The following is a 24622-nucleotide window of genomic DNA, read 5'->3' as shown; positions in this document are numbered from 1 at the left end:
GTCGGTCACTCGCCGATGGCGTTCTTGATGGCGCGCAACGCGTCGTCCCACGCCGTCGCCGGGTTGCCGCCGCTCTGCTCGACGTTGGTGATGGCGTTGAGGAACTCCTGGCCGATGGCCGCGCTGTCGGGGCCGATGTAGAACGGCTTGAGGCCGAGCAGCGATTCGGTGTAGATCTTGCCGGTCGGCGCGTCGGAGAAGAACGGGTCCTTCGCGTCGGTGAGCTTCGAGTCCTTATAGACCGAGGGTGTGGAGGGCAGCGCGCCGACCCGGCTGAAGTGCTCCAACTGGCCCTGGGGCGACTGCATCTCCTTGATGTAGTCCCAGGCCGCCTGCGGGTTCTTCGCACGCTTGGGGATGGCGAGGTAGCTGCCGCCCCAGTTGCCGGAACCGCCGGGGATCTTCGCGATGTCCCACTTGCCCTTGGTGTCGGGGGCGGTGCTGCGGATGCTGTTGAGCATCCACGACGGCGCGGACACGGCCGCGTACTGGCCCTGCGCCATGCCCGCGCTCCACGCGCTCTCGAACGAGGACTGGCCGGAGGTGATCCCGGCGGTCGCCGCCTTGATGCCGAGGTCGAACGCGGCCTTCACCTGAGGGTTGGTGCTGTGGACCAGCTTGCGGTCCTCGCTGTAGTACTTCTCCGAGACCTGGTTGACCGCTTGGTAGAACACGCTGGTGGCCGCGTTGTCGGTGAACGCCCTGCCGGTGGTCTGCTTGTAGCGCTTGCCCGTCTCGATGAACGCGTCCCAGGTCGGCCACAGCGCGCTCACCGCCGCCCGGTCGGTGGGCAGCCCGGCGGCGGCGAACAGGTCGGTCCGGTACGCCACGGCCATCCCGCCCACGTCCGTGGGCACGCCCAGCACCTCGCCGTCCTTGGCGACGCTCTGCCGCCACACCCAGTCCAGGTAGTCGCCCTTGACCTCGTCGGCGCCCAACGTCCGCAGGTCCACGAAGTTCTGCGGCTGCTCCACGAACTGCGGCAGGTTGTCGCCCTGGATGAGCACCAGATCCGGCACCTTGCCGCCGGCCAGCGCCGTGGTGAGCGACTGGGCGGTCTCCGTGGAGGTGCCCACCTCGGTCAGTTTGATCTCGACGTCCGGGCGCTTCGCCTTGTACGCCTCGACGGTCAGCTTCTGGTTGATGGCGGAGAACGACCAGAACTCGAAGGACTTGCCGTCACCTCCCCCGCCACCTCCGGTACCGGGCGTGCAGGCGGTGAGCAGAACCAGGACCGCAGCGGCGAGGAGCAGGGGTGAACGGAGTTTCACGATGCTTCTCCAAGTGTGCGAGAACAAGCGGCACCACCACCGCGCGGTGGCCATCGCAAGCAGGCGATCGCATGAATCGGGTCGAGCCATTGCCGCACCGTGCGGTCGAAACTTCTTACCCTCGACTTCGATTGTTAACGCTCACGACAGTAAGCTGCGTCACACGTGGTCGTCAAGAACGGTTGCAACACATGGAATCGGCTGATCAGCAAGTGTGTGTTGCAGTGGACTTTCGAAACATCCGTTGTGAACGCGAACTATCCTAGGGTTTCGAAAAGTTTCGAATCGACCAGGACACCGATCCGCCGCATGTCGGGATGCAGGTCCTTCCCGTTGTCCTGTCCGAGTGGAATCTCGCGATCAGTTTGCACGCGCGCGACGCCGAAACGCACCCGCCTCTCGTGAAAGATCCACAATGCGGTTCAAGGAGGCCGACGAAGCATGTGGAGAGCTTCTTCACGGCGCCGCGAGCCGTGTTGAGATCCAGCCCTGGGCACGAATGATTCGACTTTCGAGAAATCTCCCTGGCCTGGAACAGGTAGCGGTTCGCACTCCGCTCCCTGACCCGTCGCGCCTTGGTCTTCACCGCGGTGGTCGCCCTCACCACGTGTGGCTCGATCGATGCACAGCCTTTCACCGCCGCAGGCAGCGAGGATCACAACTGCCGGGTTCCCCGCTTTCGCGGGTTCCGCCCCGATCGTTCGATGTGGACGGTCGGTCCGCGCGGTTCGGTCGACGGGACGGACGAACCGCGCGACCGCGGTGACGATCGATGCACGGTGTTCGGAGATTCGCCGGAGGTCGGCGGGGTCCGAGCCATGGGCTCGCAACAGCCCCACCGGCGTGAGGTACCACGACCGGGCGACGGATCGCCGGTACCCGGAGGCGACCTCCAAGACGGGCCGCTGGTGCTGACCCGCCGCAGGAGCGAACTGGCTCCCCGGCGGGTCCCGCGTCCTCTCAGGCCCGCTTGCCGTAGTCGACGAGTTCGACCAGCAGGCCGGTCGCCGGCCCGAGGTGGGCGAACGCCACCCGCAGGCCGGGACGCCCGCCCCGGCGGGGCTCCTCGTCGACGAGGATCGCGCCGCGGTCCTGCAGCACGCGCAGGTCCGCGTCGATGTCGTCCACCTCGAACGCCACGTGGTTCAGGCCGGGGCCCAGTCGCTTGAGGTGGCCGTGCACCGCGGCGTCCTCGCGGACCGGCGCGACCAGTTCGATCGAGGTGGTGTCGCCGGGGCACTGCCAGAACGAGGTCGCGACGCCGTACACGTCGACGTCGTCCTCGTAGGTGCACTTCAGGTCCAGCAGGGCCAGGGCGGGCGCGGCCGCCCCGATGTCGGACGTGACCACGCCGACGTGGTCGATGCGCAGGATCATCCCGACTTCTCCTGGGCGCTCGCGACGGCGGCGACGAGCCCGCCGACGTCCTTGATCGCGAAGTACTCCTGGAGGTCCAGGCGCACGGCGAACTTCTGCTCGATGCCGGTGAGCAGGCGCAGCGCGTCGTAACTGGTCCAGTTCGCGAGCGAGTCGAACCGCGCGTCGGCCGCGATCTCCTCGGCCGGCAGGTCGGTGACCTGGCCGACGAGGTCGGCCACCTCGACGAAGACCTCAGACATCGGCGGACTCCCTTTCCACGACGAGGGTGGTCCACTCGGGACCGATCTGCGGCCGCGGGTGCAGCGGCAGGGTGAAACGGCCTCCGGGGGCCTGCGTGAACCCGGCGTCCGGGTAGAACGCGGCCGCGGCCTTGTTGCGGTCGGTGGCGGTGAAGTCCGCCTCCAGCCTGGACGCGCCGGACGAGAGCGCGCGGTCGGCGATGTGCTGCACGACGGTGTGCTCGACGCCGCGGGTGAAGACGCGGCAGCTCATGACGAAGTTCTCGACGAGCCAGTGGTCGTCGTGCTTCGACACCCACACGCCGCCGACGATGCCTTCGGCGCCGAACCGGTCCGCCACCTCGAAGACCAGCACGAGGTGGTCGCTCGACGCGGCCATCTCCCTGGTGCGGGCCTCGGGGTGGGAGGTGCCGGTCATGTTGAACTGGTTGGTGCGCTGGCCGAGCTGGACCAGGCGCGGCAGGCTGAACTCGTCGGCCTCGCGGACCGTGACGACGATCTCCAGGCTGCGCAGGTAGTCCTGCACCGAGCTGAACGAGTCCGCGAACTCGGTGCGTTCGGCGCGGGCCTTGTAGAGCGCGGTGCGCTCGCGGTCGGTCGCCGTCGTCGTCAGGACGTCGAAGGAACCGCCGCGCTGCAACGCCGTCACGTGGTCGGCCGGGTCGCCGTCCAGGTGCACGACGGTGACCTCGGGGATCGAGCCGCGCACGAGCTGGGTCTCGAACGTGCTGTCGTCGGCGAAGACGAAGCTGTCGAGGCCGAGGTTGAGCTGGCCGGCGAGCCCGCGGATGTTGTGGTCCTTGGGCTGCCAGTTCACCGCGCGCGCCGCGATGTCGGCGGGGCGGATCACGAGGTCCGGGTGGGTCTCCAGCACCTCGTCCACGATCGCGGCCTCGTTCTTGCTGGCCAGCGCGAGGACCACGCCCTGCTTGCGCAGCTGGACGGCACGCCGCTGCACCTCGCGGAAGGCGTTGCCGGGGTACATCGAGCCGATCTGGATGCCGCTCGGGCCGTCGTCGCCGACGACACCGCCCCACAGCGTGTTGTCGAGGTCGAGGACCAGGACCTTCTTGGCCATTCCCAGGAACGCGCGGCAGAAGTTCGCGACCTCGGTCGCGTAGACCTGCTCGACCTCGGGCGTCCAGGCCGCGCTCGCGAACCGGTAGAGGCGTTCGTCGCGCAGCCGGACGGGGGCGTCGACCAGGTAGGCCTCCAGGTCGAGCGCGTGGACCTGGTCGCGGCGCAGCGCCATGCCGAGCAGGTCGCTGTTCAGGTCGCGCCACACCCGGCCGAGCGCCGCCCTGCCGTCGAACGCGACGACGCCGCGCATCTCGACCGGCGACAACGGCACGGTGTGCACGAGGACCGCGCTGCCGGAGCGTTCGGTGAACGCGCCCACGAGGGTGTCGAACATCGACCAGCGGCCGCGGACGGCGCTGTCGAGCACCTCCACGTCGTCCCACTCGGCCGGCACGAACCAGTCGTCGTGCAGCAGGCAGAGCGTGACCTGCGGCCCGAACTCCGCCAGTGGCGAGGAGGGGCTGCTCAGGTCGACGGCGAGCTGGTCGAAGCCGGACACGTGGATCTCCGGCGCGATCCCCTTGCTCAGCAACGCGATCCGCAGCAGCGGTGCGACACCGGATGCGGTGAACGTGCCGGTGACGGCGACCTTCAACGGCTTGAGCTTGCCCAACAGCTCCGCCGGTACCTTGCCGAGCAGCCGTCCGGCTTCGAGCAGCGCCGGGAGGTCGGTCAGGTGCCGCAGGTCGCCGAGCAGCGCCGGGTCGGCGACGGCGTCGGGCTTGGTCAACTGGCGGATCCGCGCCAGGATCTCCTTGGTCTCCACAGTTCTCCCCCTCAGATCGCCAGCAGCGTGCACAGCCAGTGCATGCCGCTGGCCGTGCTGGTCAGTGCCACGACGTCGCCCTCGGAGAGCTCCTCGGTCGTGAGGTAGTGCTCCAGCGACATCAGCTGGTCGGCGCACCCGACGTGCCCGTAGGCCTGGGACACCTCGGTGTTCGTCCACTCCGGACCGTGCTCGAGGTCCTTGGCGAGCAACGTCATCGCGGGCACGCTGTCGTGCAGGTGCAGCAGCTTGCGCAGGTCGGCGGGCTCGATGCCGGCACGCTGGCAGGAGCGGCGGACGACCTCGTGGTTGTTGGTGCGGATGGTCGAGACGAACTCGAACATCTTGCGGATGTCCCCCGCGAAGAACTCCTCCAGCCGCTTCTGCGGGCTCTTGACGCCCACGTCCTGCTGGCCGGCGAACGGCCGGGCCGCGGCGCCGACGTCCATCATCATGAAGTCGGCGTACCGGCCGTCGCTGATGATCTCGGTGTTGAGCCAGCGGTTGCGGGGGTGGTCGCGCCGGACCACGGCCGCCGCGGCGCCGTCGGAGAAGATGCTGGTGTTGATCTCCATCCGGTTCCAGTACGGCTCGCACACCCGGTTCGCGCCGATGATCAGCGCGGTCTGGTAGCCGGGGTGCGTGGCGAACTTGCCGGCGACGACGTCGAACGCGGCCACTCCCCCGCCGCACGCCTGGGTCAGCAGCACGTTCTCCGACCCGTGCGCGCCGATCTTGGCCTGCGTGGCGCCCGCCGCGTCCCAGTACAGGTGCTCCGACAGGTCGGACATGGCGAGCACGACCAGGTCGACCTCGTGCGGCTGCACGCCCGCGTCGCCCAGCGCCTTGGCACCGGCCTCCGCGGCCAGGTCCGTCAGCCCGACGCCGTCCTTCGCGCGGTGGAAGGTGCGGAAGCCCCAGCCCAGCACGCGGTCGACGTCGTCGGTGTAGCCCGGCGCGGCGGCGGCCACGTCGACGGGGTCGCCGAGCACGTGGCCGAGCGCCACGACTCCGAAGTGGACGGTCACGGGATCTCCTCGATTCTCGCCCCGGCGTCCGTCAGGAATCCGGCGGTGATCTGGTTGTGCGGGGTGATGCGGTGACGGAACACGAGGTCGCCGTGCTCTTCGCGCAGCCTTCTCAGCACGACGTCCTCGACGCCCTTGCCGAGCACCACGCAGGACAGCGAGAACACGTCCACGACGGTTCCACCGGTGATGCCGACCGCGCCGCTGATGCCGTACTGGCCGAACTTGTCGCGCACGCGGACCGCGAACACCTCGCGGTCCTCGGTCAGGTCGAGCTTCTCGGTGCCGAGGGTGAAGTCCTTGGCGCGGGAGACGACCTCGACGACCTTGGCCACGGTCTCGGGGCCGACGGGCTCCAGTTCGACCTCGACGTTCAGGCCGGCCATGAAGTCGTCGAGCGAGACGGTCTCCCTGGTGGAATGGCGCACGCGGGGTGCCGTGCGGTCCGGGGCGGGGAGGCGGTCCAGCAGGCCGGACCGCGCCACCTCGTCGCGCCACGCGTCGGGCTTGCCGCCCAGCGTCAGCAGCACCGCCGACTCGGCCGGCACGCCCTCCCGCGCCGCCACGTCCGCGATCTCCTCCCCCGCGGCCCGCACCACGAGCCGGGCGCCCGACTCGCGCAGCCACCGCACCGGTTCGTCCAGCGCGGGGTCCTCGTCCACGACGACCAGCCTCGGGGTCAGCCCGTACACGGCGCGCAGCACGCCGGCGAGCTGACCTCCCAGCTCGCCGAACACCGCCTCCGTGTACGGGATCTTCGCGAACTTGAACATCGCGGCGTGGTGCGCCTTGGCCGTGCCGACCGCCCGCACGGCCCGTTCGGCGTCGACCACCCAGGCGTCCGGACGGCCCGCGAGCTCGGCCCGGATCGTCTCCCTGGCCTCGTGGGCGAGCGCGGCCGTCCCTGCGGCCCGCCCGTCGTCCAGCTGCCCGGACGGCCGGTCCTCCGGCACGGCGGGCAGCACGACGACCAGGAACGACTTCCAGCGCCGGGCCGCGGACACCGCGGCGTCGACGGCGGTCAGCAGCTCGTCGCCCAGCTCCTCGAACCGGGGTGCCACCACGAGCACGTCCGGCTTCGCCCGCGCCATCTCCGACGCGTCGTCGAGGCACTGCCGCACGATCTGGTTGTACGGCGCGGTGTCGAACGCGACCGGCAGCCCGGCGTCGTGCAGCGCGACGCCGAGGTACGGCGTCAGCGGGTCGATCGTGTAGCTCGCGAGCAGTCCCACGCGCACGACCGGGCGGACGTCGGTCCGGCCGATCTCCTGCCAGCGCAGTCGCGTGTCCATCAGACCTCGACCCCCTTGGCGCGCAGCACTTCCCGGACCTCCCGGACCGTCCGCGCGCCGGCGATCTCCTCGTAGTCGAAGGAGAGCGAGTAGGCCTCCTCCAGCATCACGATCAGCTGGATGTGCCGCATGCTCGTCCAGCTCGACAGCGTGTCCTGGCCCGCGTCGTCGGTGACGTGCGCCGGATCGACGTCCAGGGCACCGGCCACCACGTCGGTGAAGGTCATGACCGTCCTCTCAGGCTGAGCGGGCGCATGTCCGTCCACACGCGACCGATGTGCTCCAGGCACTCGTCCTTCGACCCGCTGACGCCCGCGTCGTGCCAGCCGGGCGCGTTGTCCTTGTGGGCGGGCCAGATCGAGTACTGCTCTTCGTCGTTGACGACCACTCGGTGGGTCATGTCGGTCTCCTAGTCGGCCAGCGCGGGCTGGCGGTCGAGCGGCTCGGGCTCCGGCTCGTGGTCGGGCACGAGCGTCTCGACCTCGCGGACGTTGCGGTTCAAGAAGCCCGCGACGCCGACACCCGCGCCGAGCACGCCCACGACCACGAACAGCAGCCCGATGCCCGAGCCCGGTCCGGTGCCGACGAGCCAGCCGAACGTGTCGGCGAGCGCCGTGTCCCCGCGCATCGCCGGTTCGAGCACCTTGTCCACCAGCGGGCCGGCGGCCGCGAAGCCGATCGGGACCGAGAGGTTCTCGAAGAAGTTGCGGGCGGCGAACACGCGGCCCTGCACCGCCGGGTCGACCTTCTCCTGCCAGATGGTCTGCGCGAGACCGTCGATGAACGGGATGGTCAGCTCGACGAAGAACATCGCCGCAGCCCACGCGATCAGGCCGTCGCCGACGCCGTAGAGGATGCGGCCGACGATGCTGAACACCAGGATCGCGCCGAGCACCACGAGCATCTTGCGGCGCGGCGGCTTCATGAACGCGAGCAGCGTGCCGCCGAGGACACCGCCGACCGCGCCGATGCTCTGCACCAGGCCGAGCGTGCCCTCGTCGCCCAGGGTGCGGGCGAGGACCAGCGGCACGATCAGCGCCCACGCCAGCGCCGCGAGAAGGCTGATGGAGAACAGCACGATCTGCACGGCGAGCAGCGGCGGGCGTTCGACGATGTAGCGGAACCCGAACACGCAGTCCTGCCAGAAGGTGCTCTTCTCGCGGTTCTGGCCGGGCACCGGCGGGATCGTCACCACGAGCACGGTGATGATCGCGACGACGTACGTGAGCCCGTCGATGAGCAGGATCAGCTTGATGCCGGTCAGGCCGAGCAGCGTGGCGGCGAACGCCGGCGCGAAGATCACCGGGAAGCTCTTGACCGACCACATCATCGCGTTGGCGCGGAGGAACTTCCCCTTCTCCATCATCAGCGCGATGGTGGCGCCGAACGCCGGCCCCTGGATCGCGAGCAACGCGCCGGTCAGCACGTTCACCAGGTAGAGGTGCCACAGCTGCGTCGAGTCCGTGAGGAACAACGCGAGCAGGATGAACGTGACGGCGATCGACCCGATCTCGGAGATGATGATCGAGACCTTGCGGCTCAGCCGGTCGATCAGGCTGCCCGCGAGCGGGCTGAAGAGCACGGTCGAGCCGAAGCCGCAGAACATCATCAGCGCCATCGCCGTGGCCGAACCGGTGTGCTGCCACACCCAGATGCTGAGCGCGAAGTTCGTCATGCGGGTGCCGAGGGCGGACAGCAGCTGTCCTACCCACATGATCGTGAACGCGCCGAATCCCGAAGGCTTGGGCATTACCTCGTCCTGTTCTGGTCAGCGAGCTGGCGGAGCAGCCCTTCGATTTCGCCGAGCATCCGGCGCGCGGTCTCCGGCAGGTACATCTCGGTGCCGTAGTTCATCTCGATGCGGATCCGGCCGTCGACGAGCGAGCCGACGACGTCGATCCGGCCCGGCCACTCGGTCCCCTTGTCCTGCAGGACGCCGAGTTCGGACTGGCACAGCTCGAACAGCTCGTCGGCGCTCGAGAGGTCGGTGAACCCGAACGCGCCCGCGTAGTTGACGGTGAGCTGCGGGTTCGGCGTCTCCAGGCGCCGGCGGACGGCGGGGTCCGGATGGTTGTAGCGGAGCAGGCCGTAGCCGATGCCGTTGACGGGCACCTGCTTGAGCTGGCCGGCGAGCGAGGTGATGGCGGCGGTGTCGCCCCCGTCGGGCAAGGTGAGCCGGACCGGATACATGACCTGGAACCAGCCGACAGTGCGGGACAGGTCGAGGCCGTCGAACAGCGCCTCGCGGCCGTGGCCGGTGGTCGCGATCGTCCACTCCGGACCGCCGAACCGGTCCGACGCCATCCGCACGGACGCCCACACCAGCAGGTCGCTGACGCCGACGTGGAGCGCCTTGGCCAGCTCGCGCAGGCGCGTGGTGGTCTCGGCGTCGATCGTCGTGTGGATGTCCTGCATGACACCGAACGTGTTGCGGCCGGGCAGGTCGGGCGTCATGTCCTCGCTGCCGGGTGCCTGCTTCTCCCAGTACTCCAGCTCCCGCAGGGGCTCCGGGCCGCGGGCGTACCCGTCGATCTCGCGCGCCCAGTCCCGGAACGACGTGGTCTTCGGCCCGAGGTCGACGCACCGGCCGGCGAGGACCTGGCGCAGCGCGTTCTGGAAGTCCTCCAGGATCAGGCTGCGCGAGACGCCGTCGGTGACCAGGTGGTGGCAGATCAGCATCACGCGGTCGGGCTCGTGTCCACCAAGTCCGAAGTGGACGACCTTGGCCAGCGGGCCGTCCGCGATGTCCAGCGTCGGGTGCACCTCGTTCAGGTGGGCCTCGATCGCCTTCTCGCGGTCGGCGGCGTCCGACACGTCGAACGACACGAACGGCATCGCGCCGTCGACCGGGCCGTGCGAGGCGTGCCAGTCGTCGCCCTTGCGGCGGAACCGCAGGCGCATCCCGTCGTGGTGGGCGACCAGCGCGTTGGTCGCCTGCTCCAGCTGGTCCGGCGTCGCCGGCACGCGCAGGCGCAGGTAGTAGGGGTGGTTGAAGTGGGCGGGCGCGACCATCGACGTCGCGAGCGCCTCGAAGAACCAGCGCTGCGCACCCGTGGCCGGGAAGTCGCCCTCGACCGGTCCCTGGTCCGCGACCTGCTCAGGTGCGTCCGCGACCAGCAGCGCGGCGATCGTGCGCTTGGAGGTGAGCTGGGCGGGTGTGAACCTGATGCCGGCCTGGTTGGCGAGCCACACCACCTGGATCGCCGTCATCGAGTCGCCGCCCAACTCGAAGAAGTCGTCATGCGCGCCGACCTCGTCGACCTTGAGCACCTCGCGCCACACGGCCGCCAGCGCCTGCTGCTCCTCGGACATCGGCACGCGCAGCAGTTCGGCGATCGTGCGCTCGGCCGTGAGCTGGGCCGGCGTGAACCTGATCCCCGCCTGGTTGGCGAGCCACACCACCTGGATCGCCGTCATCGAGTCGCCGCCCAACTCGAAGAAGTCGTCGTGGACGCCGACCTCCGCGACCTTCAGCACGTCCTGCCAGACAGCCGCCAGCGCGCGTTCGTCGTCGGTGCGCGGCAGCTCCTTCGCCTGCGTCTCCTGCGGCAGCTCGCCCAGCAGCCGGGCGAGCTCGGTGCCCAGCACGACGTCCTGGTCGCCCTGCGCGGTCAGCAGGTCGACGACGCGCAGCGCCGGGAACCGCCGGGCGAGACGGTCCGCGGCATGACCGAACACGCCGGGCCAGGGCTTCTCGGTGCGCTCGGACGTGGCCAGCACGGCGAGTTCCCCACCGGTGCGCTCGGTCCAACGGTCGATCGCGGTGCCGAGCCGGTCGAACGCGAGCTCGAACGCGGCGACGCCACCGTCGAACAGGTCCTCCCAGCGCAGCACCACCGCGGTCGTCCCGCCGCCGAACCCGGCCGCGGGGTCCAGCAGCGGACGCAGCACCTGACCGGGCGCGGTCGTGCTGATGGTGAGCGGCAGGTCCAGCTTGTCGAGCCACGAGGTCAGCACCGGCAGCACGCCGTCGAGCGGCCGCGACGACGCGATTCCCATCGTCGGGTGGTCCACAGTGGACGAATCGACGATGATGCGCGTGTCGGGGGCCTCGACCAGTTCGGTGAGCTGCGCGACGAACGAGTCGAGCAGCTCGCCGGCACCGTCGGTGCCGAACAGGTCGGCGCTGTACTCCAGCGTCGCGGCCAGCTCGCCGTGCTCGGTCGTGAGCGTGAGGAACAGGTCGAAGTCGAGGCTCGTGACCGGCACCTCCAGCGGTTCCAGTTCCAGCCCCGGCCAGCTCATCGCCTCGTCGGGCAGGTCCGCGTAGTTGAACGCGCACTGGTAGACCGGGTGCCGTCCCCGCTGGCGCGGCAGCACGTGGGCGACGCTGGAGAACGGCACGTCACCGTGCTGGTAGCCGTCGACCATCGCGCGGTGCACCCGCTGCACGACCTGCCGGAACGTGAGGCGTCCCGCCAGGTCCACGCGGATCGGCAGCAGGTCGGTGAAGCAGCCGACGAGGTGCTCGACCTCCGGCCGCGGCCTGCCCTGCTGCGGCACGCTCAGCACGACGTCCGGTTGCGCGCTGCGGCGGTACAGCACCACCGCGTACGCGGCGAGCAGCGTGGCGAACGGCGTGCTGCCCTCCGCGCGCGCCAGGTCTTTCAGCGCCGCCGCGACCCTGTCCGGCACGACGGACGACGTGCGCCGGGTCTCGTTGCGCTCGGGGCGGTCCGCGGGCACTTCCAGCTGCGACGGCGCGTCGGCGAGGTAGGTGCGCCAGTGCTCCTGGTGCGGTGCGAGCGCCTCGTCGGTGAGCAGCTCCTGTTGCCACGCCGCGTAGTCCGCGTACTGGACGGTCAGGTCCGGCAGGTCACCGGCCTGGTAGCCGGCGGACAGCTCGGCGAGCAGCACGCCCCACGACGTGTTGTCGCAGACGATGTGGTGCATGCCGAGCAGCAGGTGGTGATCCTGCGCGGCCGTGCGCACCAGCCGGACGCGCAGCAGCGGCCCGTGCTCCAGGTCGTAGACGTGGGTGGTGTGCTCGGCGAGGAACTCCTCGGGCGAACCCACCGCCTCGGGCAGCCAGCAGTCCATGTACGGGTGCACGACCATGACCGGCCGCCCGTCCTGCTCGGCGAACGTGGTGCGCAGGATCTCGTGCCTGCGCACCACGTTCGCGACCGCGGCGCGCAACGCCGGCACGTCGAGCGAGCCGCGCAGCGCCACCGCGAACGTGGTGTTCATCCTCGTGGTGGTGGGGTCGAGCTGGGTCGCGGCCCACATGCGCCGCTGGATCGCCGACAGCTCGAGGGGTTCGTCGCGGGAGACCGGCGACAGCGGATGCCCGGTCTCCTGCGGCTCGTCGACGAGTTCCGCCAGCGCCTCGACGGTCGGGTGGGTGAACAACGCGTGCAGCGAGACGTCGGCGCCGAACTCCGCGAACACCTTGGACAGCAGCTGCGTCGCGAGCAGCGAGTGGCCGCCCAGTGCGAAGAAGTCGTGCGTGACGCCGACCTCGTCGAGCTTGAGCACCTCGCGCCAGACGCGGGCGAGCCGATCCTCGGTCGGGGTGCGCGGGGCCACCGGGGGCGTGTCGATCGCGACGGCCCGGACGGCCGGCGCAGCCCGTTCGGTCAGGGCTGCCGGCTCGCCCAGCGCGGTGCCGAGCAGGTGCAGGCGATCGGCCTCCGGGTGCAGCACGCGGGTCAGCAGGATCGCCAGCGCGGCGAACATCTCCTGCGTGTAGGGGACGTGGCCGAGCTTGTCGGCCTGCGCGTCGAACGTGGCGCTGACCGGCAGTGCCTTGGCCCAGTCCGTGAACCACGTGGCGTGCACGCCGTCGGTGGAGTCCGCGAGCACCGCGAGCCGGTCGTCGAGGTGGCCGAACTGCTGCTCGGACGGGCAGACGACGAGGTGCAGCGGCGCGGCCGACCGTTGCCGGTAGGCCGTGACCGCGGTCTCCAGGTCCTGCCAGTTCGCCTCGACGGCGTCTCCGTGCCGCGTCCAGTCCTCCCAGCGCAGCAGCACGACGTCGGCGAGCCTGCCGTCGTCGCCTTTGAGCAGGTGCTGGACGATTTGCTGGTACGGCGCGAGTTCGACGTCCACGGACAGCCGCAGCACGCCGTTGAGCACGTCCAGCGGTGTGCGGACGGGGTCGGCGGTGAACGTGGCGGCGATCGAGATGCGGTCCCGTCGCGGGAGCGTGCCCTCCGCCAGGCCGGTGAGCACGGCGAGGAACTGCTCGCCCAGCTCGCCGACGGTCTCGTCGAGGTAGAGGTCCGCGTTGTAGCCGATGACGCCGCGCAGGTCCCCGTCGGTCCGGGACAGCACCACGAACAGGTCGAAGTCGGTCAGGCCGTTGTCGACCTCGAACGGGCGGAACTCGACACCGGCCGCCGTGCGGGGAGCCGAGGCCTCGGTGAGACTCAGCATGGCCTGGAACAACGGGTTCTGGCTCGGGTCGCGCGGCGGGTCGACCGCCTCGACGACCCGTGCGTACGGCGCGTCCTGGTGGGAGTAGGCCTCGCTGATCGCGCGGTGCGTGCTGCGGATCGTCTTGTCGGCGTCGTCCTGGACGTCCACGCGCAGCACCAGCATGTTCGCCAGCGAACCGATCAGGTGCTCCAGGCCGGGACGGCCGCGGCCGCTGACCGGCATGCCGAGCAGCACCCGGTCCTGCCCGATCAGCGCGGCGAACCCGCTGAGCACCACAGCGTTCAGCGACACCCCGAGTTGCTGGGCGCGGGCCGCGAGCTTCTCGGTCAGCTCGCGCGGCACGACGAAGTGCCGCCGTCCGCCGGTGTGCGTCTGGACCGCCGGGCGCGGCAGGTCGGACGGCACGGTGGAGCGCGCCGGGCTGTCCGCGAGCCGGTCCCGCCAGTACGCGAGGTGCTCGTCCATCACCTCGGCGGTGAGCCTGCGGCGTTCGGCGGCGGCGTGCCGGCCGAACGACGTGGTCAGCTCAGGCGGCGTCTCCCCGCCGTAGAAGGCGGCGAGGTCGGCGCCGAACACCTCGGCCGACGCGGCGTCGAACACGATGTGGTGCGCGGTCACCAGCAGCAGGTGCTTCTCCGGCCCGAGCACGACGAGCCGGAACGCCACCAGCGGTCCCGCGCTCAGGTCGAACGCGTGCCGGGCGTGCTCCAGCGCGACCTCGTCCGCGCGCTCGGGCTGCTCGGACAGGTCCACGACCTCGATGGCGATGGACACGTTGTCACGTACTCGTTGCCGCAGCTCGCCGTCGCGCTCGAAGAACGTGGTGCGCAGGGCGGAGTGCCGGTCCACGACCCGGCCGACGGCCAGTTCGAGGGCGGTGCGGTCGAGCGGCCCGGTGAGCTCCAGCCCGAACGGGATGGCGTAGGCGGGGTTGCCGGGGTCGAGGCGGTCGAGGAACCAGAGCTGCTCCTGGGTGAACGACACCGGCTGCGACCGGTCGGCGTTGCGCAGGCGCAGCGCGAGGAGCTGTCTCTGCTCCTCGGTCAGTGAGCTGGTCAGGTGGTCTGTCATGACTGGGAGATCTCCTGGGCGTCCCGCTCGCGGTCCAGTTCGGCCCGCAGCTCTTCCGGTGACATGTCGCGGATCTCGGCGAGCAGCCGGGCGAACTCGTCGTCCTGCTCCGGCTCCTCGTCGCGCAGCTCGTCGATCCGCGCGGCGAGCCTGCGGGGCGTCGGCGCCTCGAAGATCGCGCCCGCGGGGAGGGTGACGTGGAGCTCCGCCGTGATCCGCGCGAGGATCTGGGTGGCCAGCAGCGAATGACCGCCGAGCTCGAAGTAGTCGTCGTCCGGGCCGATGCGCGCGATGCCGAGCAGTTCCTGCCAGATGCCGGTGACGACCGCGAGGTCGCCCTGGGGCAGCACGACCTCGGCCGGCTGCGGCAGCACCTCGACGACCTCGATCTGGCGAGGCGCGGTGCCGGGCAGGTCGACCCAGTGGCGGGCGCGCTCGAACGGGTAGCCCGGCAGCGGAACCCTGCGCCGCCGCTCGTCCGCGGTGAGCGCGCCGAGGTCGACCGGCACACCGGCGATCCACAACCGGCCCGCCGCGGCCAGCATCGTGTCGAGGTCGTGCTTGTCCTCGCGCGGGTGCCGCAACGATCCGAGCGCGGTGCCACCGCGGAGGTCGTGCTGACGCGCCAGCGTGGTCAGGACGTTGCCCGGCCCGACCTCCAGCACGGTCACCGGCTCGGTGACCAGCGTCGTCAGCCCCTCGCTGAACCGCACGGCCGCGCGGGCGTGCCGGGCCCAGTAGCCGGGGTCGGTCGTCTCCTCCTCGGTGATCCACGTGCCGGAGACGTTGGAGACGAACGGGATCCGCGGCGCGCGCGGCCCGATCCGGCTGACCAGCGCGGTGAACTCGCCGAGCATCGGGTCGATCATCGCCGAGTGGAAGGCGTGCGAGGTGTGCAGCCGGCGGCCGGCGACGGTCTGCTCGAAGCGCTCGATCGCCTCGAACGTGCCGGCGACCGTGCTCAGGTTCGGCGCGTTGCTCGCCGCGAGGGACACGTCCTCCGGCAGGTCCAGCTGGTCGGCGCCGAGCGGCACGGACAGCATGGCGCCACCGGGCAACGCGCCCATCAGCGCGCCGCGGGCCGTGACGAGCTCGAGCGCGTCCGGCAGCGAGAACACCCCGGCCAGGCACGCGGCCACGTACTCGCCGACGCTGTGCCCGAGCATCGCGGTCGGCCGCACACCCCAGTGCTCCCACAGCTTCGCGAGTGAGTACTCGACGGCGAAGAGGGCGGGCTGGGTGAACTCGGTGCGGGTCAGGCGGTCCGCGTCGGCCAGGACCTCGTGCAGGTCGAACGGGAGGAGCGCGGCGCACTCGTCCAGGGCGGCGCGGAAGACCGGCTCCTCGGCGGTGAGCTGGCCGGCCATGCCCGCGTACTGCGAACCCTGGCCGGGGAAGAGGAAGACGACGTCACGCCGGTCGCCGGAGCCGGTCCACGCTTCGGAGAGATCACCGACGGCCTGGGCACCCACCACCGCAGCCAGCCGATGCCGCAGCACCTTCCGCCCCGTCCGCAACGTGTGCGACACGTCCGCGAGCTCCTGGCCACCCTCCGCGAGGTGCGCGGCGAGCCGTTCCCGGCTCTCCTGCAACGCCTTCTCACTCGCGGCCGACAGCACCACCAGGTGCCGCGACCGGGTCGGCGGCATCGGCTCGGGCGACGGTGGCTCCTCCAGCACGGCGTGCGCGTTGGTGCCGCCCATGCCGAACCCGCTCACCCCGGCCCGGCGCGGACCCTCCAGCGGCCACGGCGCCGCCTCGCGGTTGACGAAGAACGGGCTGTCCTCCAGCCCCGTCTCGGGGTTCGGCGCGGTGAAGTACGGGCTGGGCGGTACGACGCCCTCCCGCACCGCGAGCGCGGCCTTCACGAACCCGGCGACACCGGCCGCCGCGTCCAGGTGGCCGATCAGTGCCTTGACCGACCCCAGAGCGCAGGCCTGTGGCGGGCGCACGAACGCCTGCTTCAGGGCGGCCACCTCGATGGGGTCGCCCAGCGGTGTGGCGGTGCCGTGCGCCTCGACGTAGCCGATCGTGGAGGAGTCCACTTCGGACAGGTCGTGCGCGGCCCTGATGACCCGCGCCTGACCGGTGACGCTCGGCGCGGTGAAGCCGACCTTGCTCGCGCCGTCGTTGTTCACGGCGGTGCCCTTGATCACCGCGTGGATCGTGTCGCCGTCGGCGAGGGCGTCCTCCAGGCGGCGCAACACGACGGCGGCGACGCCGTTGCCCGCGACCACCCCGTGCGCCTCCGCGTCGAAGGGCAGGCAGCGGCCGTCGGCGGCGAGGATGCCGCCCTCGGTGTGCTGATAGCCCTCGTGCACCGGCGGGCGGATCGAGACGCCGCCCGCGAGGGCGATGTCGCAGTCGTGGCCCAGCAACGCCTGGCAGGCCACGTGGATCGTGACGAGCGACGACGAGCACGCCGTCTGCACGGTGATCGCGGGACCGGTCAGGTCGAGGTGGTAGGCGACGCGGCTGGCGAGCGTGTCCTTGTCGTTGGCCAGCAGCAGGTCGAGCGGTTGCAGGCCGCCTGGCACGGCGGGGTTGCCCCACAGGTGGCGCAGCAGGTACGTGTCGACGCTCGCCGAGGCGTAGACGCCGACCTCCCGTCCGCCGCCGAGGTGGCCGGCGTGCTCCAGCGCGTGCCAGGCGCACTCCAGGAAGACGCGCTGCTGCGGGTCCAGCACGGCCGCGTCGCGCGGGCTGTAGCCGAACAGCTTGGCGTCGAAGAACTCGATGCCGGGCAGCGCGCCACCCATCGGTACGAAACCCGGATCGGCGCGTCGTTCCGCCGACACGCCCGCCGCGTCCATCTCCTCGTCGGTGAAGCGGCGCACGCCGACCTCGCCCGCGAGCACCTGCTCCCAGAACTCGTCCACTGTGGACGAGCCGGGGAAGCGGCCGGCCAGGCCGACGACCGCGATCTCCAGTCCGGTGTACTCCGTCACGACTTCCTCCCCCGAGCCAGCAATGCCTTCCTGCCACCGGCGGACCGCGTCTCCACCACGCCACCGCCGTCGAAGTGGGCGGCCAGCGCCCGCACGGTCGGGTAGGTGAAGAGCGTCACCGTCGGCACCTCGCGCGCGAACAGCTCCGCGAGCCGGCTGCGCGCCTTGACCAGCAGCACCGAGTTGCCGCCGAGGTCGAAGAAGTTGTCGTCGGCGCCGACGCGGTCCATCCGCAGCACCTCGCGCCAGACGTCGGAGATCGTCCGCTCGGTCTGGTTGCCCGCGGGCACCACGACCCGTTGCGAGCGCACCGACTCCGGCTTCGGCAGCGCGCGGTGGTCGAGCTTGCCGTTGGGGTTGCGCGGGATCGTCGGCACCGCGACGAACGCCGACGGCACCATGTACTCGGGCAGCCCGCGCCGCAGCGAGGCCCGCAGCTGCCCGGCGTCGATCTCGCAGCCGTCGGCGGCCACCGCGTAGGCGACCAGCCGCACGTCGCCCGGCACGTCCTCGCGGGCGATCACGACCGCCGCGCGCACGGACGGGTGCGCGCACACCGCGGTCTGGATCTCGCCCAGCTCGATGCGGTAGCCACGCAGCTTGATCTGGTCGTCCATGCGGCGCAGGAACTCGATCTGGCCGTCGGGACGGAACCGCGCGAGGTCGCCGGTGCGGTACAGCCGCCCGCCGCCGAACGGGTCGGCGACGAACCTGTCGGCAGTGAGCTCCGGCCGGTGCAGGTACCCGCGCGCCACCTGCACGCCACCGAGGTGCAGCTCCCCCGGTACGCCGACGGGCAGCGGCTCCTGGTGCGCGTCCAGCACGTACGCGGTGCTGCCGGTGATCGGGCGTCCGATCGGCAACGGGCTCTCGGTGCCGTCGCACTCCGCGGCGGTGATCCAGATGGACGCCTCGGTGGGCCCGTAGACGTTGAGGAACCGCCGGCCCACCGCCCACGCGGCCGCGACCTCCTCCGGGCAGGCCTCGCCACCGGCCATCAGCGTCCGCAGGCCGGGCACGGAGGCCGGGTCGGTCAGCCGCAGCACGGTCGGCGGCAGGCACGCCACGTCGACGCGCTGCTCGTTGATCGTGCGGGCGAGGTCGGGGCCGGGCTGCAGGTCGTGCTGCGCGGCCAGCACCACGGTCGCACCGGACCGCAGCGTCACCATGATGTCCGCGACGGAGACGTCGAAGCTGAACGAGGCGAACTGCAGCATCCGGTTGCCCGGACCGATGCCGAGCACCCGCGCCAGCTCGTCCGCGAGGTTCACGACACCGCGGTGCGGCAGCATGGCGCCCTTGGGCTTGCCGGTCGACCCGGACGTGTAGATCACGTACGCGAGGTCCTCCGGTTCCACGGTCCGCGCCAGACGAGCCGCGGGTACGCCCGAGAAGTCGGTCTCGTCCAACGGGAGCGTGGACACGCCGGGGAAGCGCGACGAGAACGCCGCCAGCGTCACGACCACGCGCAGCCCGGAGTCGGCGACCATGTACGCGAGCCGGTCCGCCGGGTACTCCGGGTCGAGCGGCACGTAGGCGGCACCGGACTTGAGCACGCCCTGTTGCGCCACCACGAGGTCGAGCGACCGCGGCAGGCTGATGCCGACGAAGTCGCCCCGGCCGATGCCGCGCGACCGCAGCACGTGCGCGAGCCGGTTGGCCCGCTCGTCCAGCTCCCGGTAGGTCAGCTCCTGGTCCTCGAACACCAGCGCCACGGCGTCGGGCGTGCGATCGGCCGAGGCCTCGGCCAGCTCGTGCACCAGCACGCCGTCGAGCCGCGCCGTGGGAACCGGGTTCCAGTCCTGGAGGATCTGGGCTCGCTCGGCCGGTGTGATCATGGTCAGACGACCGATCGGGCAGGACGGGTCGGCGAGGCCGGAGGAGAGCAGGGTCTCCAGGTGGCCGAGCAGGCGGCGCGCGGTCTCGGGTTCGTACAACGCGCTGTCGTACTCCAGCAGGCCGGTGATCCCGCCCTCGGTGGACGTGACGCCCAGCTCCAAGTCCCACTTCGCGGTGCCGGAGTGCGCCGGCACGCGGGAGATCTCGACGCCCGGCAACGACAGGAGCGAGTGCTGACCGTCCTCCATGCCGACGATCGTCTGGACCACCGGCTGGTGCGCGGTGCTGCGCGGCGGGGCCAGTGCCTCGACGACGCGTTCGAACGGCAGCTCCTGGTGCTGCTGCGCGGCCAGGGTCGTGTCGCGGACCTGGTGCAGCAACTCCAAGAAGCTGACGTCGGCGTTCACGCGGGTCCGCAGCGCGACGGTGTTGACGAAGAAGCCGATGGCGTCCTCGATCTCGGCCCGCCGGTTGCCCACGTTGGTGCCGACCACGATGTCGTCGGCGCCGCAGTACCGGTGCAGCAGCACGTTCCACGCGGTCAGCAGCACCATGAACGGGGTCACGCGCTCGGCGAGGCAGAACGCGTCGAGCCGGTCCTTCAGCGCGGCGGGCCAGGCGAACTCGACGGCACCGCCCCGCATCTTCATCACGGCCGGACGCGGGCGGTCCGACGGCAGCTCCAGCACCGGTGGCACCCCGGCGAGCTGCGTGGTCCAGTACTCCAGCAGCCGCGCGCCTTCGGGACCGTCGAGCCACTCGGTCTGCCAGCGGCTGAAGTCGAGGTACTGCGCGGGCGCCGGACCGAGGTCGCGGCCGGAGTAGGCGGCCTCCCACTCGGCGAACAGCAGCTGGGTGCTCCACCCGTCGCAGACGATGTGGTGCATCGACACGAGCAGCAGCGCATCGCTGGCGTCGAACACCACCAGTTCCGCCCGCAGCAACGGCCCGTCGGCGAGCGAGAACGGCTCCCCGGCCACCTCGGCGGCGCGCTCGGCCGCGAACGCGTCGCGGTCGGCGACGTCCACATGCGACACCACGAGCGAGAACTGCGGCTCCGGCAGGATCACCTGGCGCGGCTCGCCGTCGAGGTCGAGGAACACGGTCCGCAGCACCTCGTGCCGCCGGCCGACCTCCAGCAACGCCCCGCCCAGCGCGTCGGCGTCCACGGTGCCGCGCAGCCGGAAGGCGTACGGCACGTTGTAGACGGCGCTGCCGGGGTGCAGCTGGTCGAGCAGCCACAGCCGGCGCTGCCCGGACGACACCGGGTAGACGCCGAAGTCCTCACCCCGTTCGGCGAGCTGGGCGAACACCGCCGCCCGCTTCTCGGGGTCCAGCGCCTTCAAGCGCCGCAACACGTCCTGCACGACTTCCCCTCCAGTCACAGATCGAGCAGGTCGGCGACCGAACGCGAGGCCCTGGCCTCGGCTCGGATCACGCCGACGGGTACGGGTGTGGTGTCGCGCAACCGGTCGACCTCGGTCGCGATGCCGGCGACGGTCGGGTGGTCGAAGAGCGACCGCATCGGCAGCCGGACACCCAGTTCGCTCTCGACGCGGGCGAGGATCCTCGCCGCCTTCAGCGAGTGGCCGCCGCAGTCGAAGAAGTTGGTGTCACGTCCGACCGACTCCGCGCCGAGCACCTGGCGCCACAGGTTCGCGACGGCGACCTCGGTGAGCGTGCGCGGCTCGTCGAGCTCCTCCTCCGCGGCGATCTCCGGGTCGGGCAACGCGCGCAGGTCGAGCTTCCCGTTGCGGGTCAACGGCAACGACTCCAGCGGCACCAGCGCGGACGGCACCAGGTAGGCGGGCAGCGCGGCGCGCACGTGCCGCGCCAGTTCGTCGAGCTGCTCGTCGCCCGTCCGTTCCAGCACGACGTACCCGACCAGCCGGACGTCGCCGGCGGCGTCCGGGAGCGGCACGACCACGGCCTGGCGCACCAGTCCCGACGAGTGCAGGCAGGCCTCGACCTCGCCCGGTTCGATCCGGAACCCGCGGATCTTGACCTGCCGGTCGGCCCGGCCGAGGTACTCGAAGGTCCCGTCCGGCAGCAACCGCGCGAGGTCGCCGGTCCGGTACAGCCGCGCGCCGGGCTTGCCACCCAGGTGGTCCGGGACGAACCTGTCGGCGGTCAGCGCGGGGTTCCCGACGTAGCCGCGGCCCACGCCGTCACCGCCGATGCACAGCTCGCCCACGGCCATCGGTGGGACCGGCTCCAGGTACTGGTCCAGCACGTAGAGCTGGGTGTTGCTCAGCCCGCGCCCCAACGGGATGCGGCCCGGCGCGCGCTCGCACTCGTGGCTCGACGCGAAGGTCGTGGTCTCGGTGGGGCCGTAGCCGTTCACGACGTGCCGGGGACCGCCGGGGTGGGCGATGAGCGCGGCGACCGCGTGCTCGTCCGGCTGCTCGCCGCCGAACACGAAGTAGCGCAACCCGGACAGCGCGCCCGGCAGCTCGCGCGCCACGTGCATCGCGACGGACGTGGTGAGGAACAACGTGTCGATCGCGTTGGCCCGCAACCACTCCCCCAGCGCCGCCGGGTCGAGTGCCACGTCCTTGGGCAGGCCGACCAGACGACCGCCGTTCAGCAGAGCGCCCCAGATCTCGAACGTCGCCGCGTCGAACGTCGTCGTCGAGGCCTGCGCGACCCGGTCACCGGGCGCGAAGTCGACGTAGTTCGTGTCGCGGACCAGCCGGACCACGTTGCGGTGGCTGACGCACACGCCCTTGGGCATGCCGGTCGACCCGGACGTGTACATCACGTACGCGAGGTCGTCCGCGACCAGCGTCCGTTGTGGACGCTCGGCGGGGCAGGTGAGGACCATCGCCGACAGGTCGACCAGTTCGACGCCCAGCTCGACGGCACGATCGGCGAGCACCACGGCCGCGGAAGCGTCCTCGCACAACGCCTGCAGCCGGTCGAGCGGGTACTCCGGGTCGAGCGGCAGGTACGCGCCACCGGCCTTGAGCACGGCGATCGCGGCGACGACCCAGTCCACCCCGCGGTCCAGCAGGATGCCGACGGGCGTTCCCGCGGCCACGCCGAGGGTGCCGAGGTGGGCGGCGAGCCGGTTGGCCCGCTGGTCCAGTTCGGCATAGGTGAGCCGCACGCCGCCGAACTCGACGGCGACGTCCGCGGCGAAGCGGTCGACGGTCTGCTCGAACAGCTCGACGAGCGTCGCCTCCGCCGGGTACGCGGTGGCGTTCGCGTTGAGGTCGTGGACGATCCGGCCGCGCTCGTCGCCGGAGAGCAGCGACAGGTTCGACAGCCGCATGTCCGGCGCGCTGGTGAGCTGGCCGAGCACGGTGGCGAAGCGCTCGGTCAGGTCGACGACGTCGGCGCGCCGGTACAGCGCCGTGCGGAACTTGACCCAGCCGCGCATCTCGCCGCCGCCGGAGTCGGGCAGCTGCAGTTCGAGGTCGTAGAGGCTCTGGTCGCTGGTGCCCTGGACGAACGTGAACACGCACCCGCCGGCGGCCAGCGGACCGGCCAGCGGCGGCGGGGACGCGAAGACGACCTGGAAGACCGGGTGCCGGTCACCGTCCCCGGTCTGCCCGAGCGCGGAGCAGACCTCGTGGAACGGCGCGTCGCGGTGGTCGAGCGCGTCCAGCACGGCGCCGCGCACGACGTCCATCACCTCGCTGAACGTCGGGTCCCAGCCGAGGCGCACCCGCAACGCCAGCATGTTCACGAAGTAGCCGACCAGCTCGTGGGTGTCGGCGTGCTCGCGGCCCGCCGACGGCGAGCCGACCACGACGTCCGACGAGCCGGTCAACCGGTGCAGCAGCACGGAGAACGCGCTCAGCAGCACCATGAACGACGACGACCGGTGCGTGCTCGCCGCCCGGCGGACCGCGGTCGCCAGGTTCTCCGGCACGACGAGGGGCAACGACTCGGCGGCGAAGTCCGGCGGGGCGGGACGGGTGCGGACGGCCGGCAGCTCCAGCGGTTCCGGCAGGTCGGCCAGCTCGGTGAGCCAGTGCTCCACGCCGCCGTCGAGCGGCGCGATGTCGCGGTAGGCGACCGCGGGCCGGGGCAGCGCGACGACACCTCCGTCGACCGCGGCCTGGTAGCAGCGCGGCAGCTCGTCCTGGAGCACGGCGACGGACGCGCCGTCGATCGCGATGTGGTGCACCAGCAGCACGAGCTGGTGGCGGTCGTCCTCCAGGCGCAGCAGCACGATCCGCAACGGCAGACCCGAGGTGATGTCGACGCGGCGAGCGAGTTCGGCCGCTACCAGCGCTTCGGCGCGTGCGGTGCGTTCGGCAGGTGCGAGGTCGCGCAGGTCGCGTGCCGCGATCGACACGTGGGCCTCCAGCGCGACGGACGCCACCAGGACGTCGCCGTCCAGCCGGTAGCTGGTGCGCAACGGCTCGTGCCGGTCGATCACCGCGTTCAGCGCGCCGGCGAGCGCGTAGGTGTCGAGCTCGCCGGTGATCTCCACGTGCACCGGCACGGTGTTGAACGTGACGTCCGGCGCGAGCTGGTCGGAGAACCAGATCTGCTGCTGGCCGCGGGTAGCGGGGAACTGGTCGGTCACTGCACACCTTCCCTGGCCGCGAGCGACCGCACGACGCTCGTCACCGCCGCCGGATCGTCTTTGAGGTAGAAGTGGCCGCCCGGCCGGACCACGAGGTCGAAGCCGGCGACGGTGTGGTGCCGCCAGGCGGCGACGTCGGCCACGGTCGCGAGCGGGTCGTCGGTGCCGGAGACCGCGGTGACCGGCACGTCGACGACGTCGCGCGTGCCGTGGAACCCGGCGCACACCGTCAGGTCGGCGCGCAGCGTCGGCAGGATCAGCGCCAGCATGTCCCTGTGCGCCACCAGGTCCGCGGGCACACCACCGAGCGTGGTCATCCAGTCGAGCAGGCCCGCGTCGTCGAGCAGGTGGGGTGCGCCGCCGAACGGGAGGTGCGGCGCCTTGGCCGCGGACACCATCAGGTGCTCGACCTGCTCGCCCAGGCGCCGGGCCAGGTCGAACGCGAGCAGCCCGCCCATGCTGTGGCCGAACAGCACCACCGGTGCCGCGATCTCCGCGCGGACCGCCTCGGCCAGCGGCCCGGTGATCGCCGCGGCCTCGGTGAGCGCGGGTTCACCGAAACGCCTTTCCCTGCCCGGCAACGCCGCGACCCACAGGTCGACCGACTCGCCCAGCAGGTCCGCCCAGTCCCAGTAGGCCGACGCGCCACCCCCGGCGTACGGCAGACACACCACCCGCAGTGCCGCGCCCGGCCTCGGCTTCGGCCGGACGAGCCAGCCGCTTCCCCCGTTTTCGTTCACCAGACGAAGCTACGAAGCGGGTCTTAGCGCACCCTTCGGGAAACCTG

The 24622-nt window shown here is 71.3% G+C and carries 14 protein-coding genes; all 14 read right to left on the bottom strand.

The genetic code is table 11. From position 1 onward, the window contains the following. Positions 1-5 precede the first annotated feature (5 nt). Positions 6-1271, bottom strand: coding sequence for an ABC transporter substrate-binding protein (locus ND450_RS07215; protein WP_253325376.1), 1266 nt, complete (start codon positions 1269-1271; stop codon positions 6-8). A gap of 960 nt (positions 1272-2231) precedes the next feature. Beyond that, the gene (locus ND450_RS07210; protein ID WP_253325375.1) at positions 2232-2648 is read right to left on the bottom strand and encodes a VOC family protein; all 417 of its coding nucleotides are present in this window, start codon (positions 2646-2648) and stop codon (positions 2232-2234) included. Beyond that, the gene (locus ND450_RS07205; protein WP_089927029.1) at positions 2645-2890 is read right to left on the bottom strand and encodes an acyl carrier protein; all 246 of its coding nucleotides are present in this window, start codon (positions 2888-2890) and stop codon (positions 2645-2647) included. Before ND450_RS07205 ends, ND450_RS07210 begins: the two co-directional genes overlap by 4 nt. Next, complete coding sequence (locus ND450_RS07200) at positions 2883-4736, bottom strand: HAD family hydrolase (RefSeq protein ID WP_253325374.1); 1854 nt, start codon at positions 4734-4736, stop codon at positions 2883-2885. Before ND450_RS07200 ends, ND450_RS07205 begins: the two co-directional genes overlap by 8 nt. 11 nt (positions 4737-4747) lie before the next feature. Beyond that, positions 4748-5764 (bottom strand): 3-oxoacyl-ACP synthase III family protein, encoded by a 1017-nt coding sequence (locus tag ND450_RS07195; protein WP_253325373.1) that lies wholly within the window; start codon positions 5762-5764, stop codon positions 4748-4750. After that, positions 5761-7056: a hypothetical protein gene (locus ND450_RS07190; protein WP_253325372.1), complete on the bottom strand. Its 1296-nt coding sequence runs from the start codon at positions 7054-7056 to the stop codon at positions 5761-5763. The genes ND450_RS07195 and ND450_RS07190 overlap by 4 nt, the downstream gene beginning before the upstream one ends. Beyond that, positions 7056-7283, bottom strand: a complete 228-nt coding sequence (locus ND450_RS07185; protein ID WP_089927016.1) for an acyl carrier protein — start codon at positions 7281-7283, stop codon at positions 7056-7058. Before ND450_RS07185 ends, ND450_RS07190 begins: the two co-directional genes overlap by 1 nt. After that, positions 7280-7456 (bottom strand): MbtH family protein, encoded by a 177-nt coding sequence (locus ND450_RS07180; RefSeq protein WP_253325371.1) that lies wholly within the window; start codon positions 7454-7456, stop codon positions 7280-7282. The genes ND450_RS07185 and ND450_RS07180 overlap by 4 nt, the downstream gene beginning before the upstream one ends. 9 nt (positions 7457-7465) lie before the next feature. Next, on the bottom strand, positions 7466-8806 hold the full coding sequence (locus ND450_RS07175; protein WP_253325370.1) for an MFS transporter: 1341 nt from the start codon (positions 8804-8806) through the stop codon (positions 7466-7468). Next, entirely contained in the window at positions 8806-14508 is a 5703-nt protein-coding gene (locus ND450_RS07170) for a condensation domain-containing protein (RefSeq protein WP_253325369.1), read from the bottom strand. The genes ND450_RS07175 and ND450_RS07170 overlap by 1 nt, the downstream gene beginning before the upstream one ends. Further along, positions 14505-17456, bottom strand: coding sequence for a type I polyketide synthase (locus ND450_RS07165; protein WP_253325368.1), 2952 nt, complete (start codon positions 17454-17456; stop codon positions 14505-14507). The genes ND450_RS07170 and ND450_RS07165 overlap by 4 nt, the downstream gene beginning before the upstream one ends. After that, positions 17453-20662: an amino acid adenylation domain-containing protein gene (locus tag ND450_RS07160; protein ID WP_253325367.1), complete on the bottom strand. Its 3210-nt coding sequence runs from the start codon at positions 20660-20662 to the stop codon at positions 17453-17455. The genes ND450_RS07165 and ND450_RS07160 overlap by 4 nt, the downstream gene beginning before the upstream one ends. Positions 20663-20676: 14 nt before the next feature. Beyond that, positions 20677-23835, bottom strand: coding sequence for an amino acid adenylation domain-containing protein (locus ND450_RS07155; RefSeq protein WP_253325366.1), 3159 nt, complete (start codon positions 23833-23835; stop codon positions 20677-20679). Continuing rightward, positions 23832-24575 carry a thioesterase II family protein gene (locus tag ND450_RS07150; RefSeq protein ID WP_253325365.1) on the bottom strand — a complete coding sequence of 248 codons (744 nt, stop codon included), beginning with the start codon at positions 24573-24575 and terminating at the stop codon, positions 23832-23834. The genes ND450_RS07155 and ND450_RS07150 overlap by 4 nt, the downstream gene beginning before the upstream one ends. Between the last annotated feature and the right edge of the window lie 47 nt (positions 24576-24622).

The sequence above is a fragment of the Lentzea sp. HUAS12 genome, from assembly GCF_024125735.1.
Taxonomy (GTDB): Bacteria; Actinomycetota; Actinomycetes; order Mycobacteriales; family Pseudonocardiaceae; genus Lentzea; species Lentzea albida.
This window is presented reverse-complemented; position numbering and strand designations above follow the sequence as displayed.

Excerpts from the sequence above, each read along its gene's own strand:
- ND450_RS07210 (WP_253325375.1), bottom strand. The coding sequence starts at position 2,648 with ATGATCCTGCGCATCGACCACGTCGGCGTGGTCACGTCCGACATCGGG.
- ND450_RS07170 (WP_253325369.1), bottom strand. The coding sequence starts at position 14,508 with ATGACAGACCACCTGACCAGCTCACTGACCGAGGAGCAGAGACAGCTC.
- ND450_RS07205 (WP_089927029.1), bottom strand. The coding sequence starts at position 2,890 with ATGTCTGAGGTCTTCGTCGAGGTGGCCGACCTCGTCGGCCAGGTCACC.
- ND450_RS07185 (WP_089927016.1), bottom strand. The coding sequence starts at position 7,283 with ATGACCTTCACCGACGTGGTGGCCGGTGCCCTGGACGTCGATCCGGCG.
- ND450_RS07190 (WP_253325372.1), bottom strand. The coding sequence starts at position 7,056 with ATGGACACGCGACTGCGCTGGCAGGAGATCGGCCGGACCGACGTCCGC.
- ND450_RS07175 (WP_253325370.1), bottom strand. The coding sequence starts at position 8,806 with ATGCCCAAGCCTTCGGGATTCGGCGCGTTCACGATCATGTGGGTAGGA.
- ND450_RS07180 (WP_253325371.1), bottom strand. The coding sequence starts at position 7,456 with ATGACCCACCGAGTGGTCGTCAACGACGAAGAGCAGTACTCGATCTGG.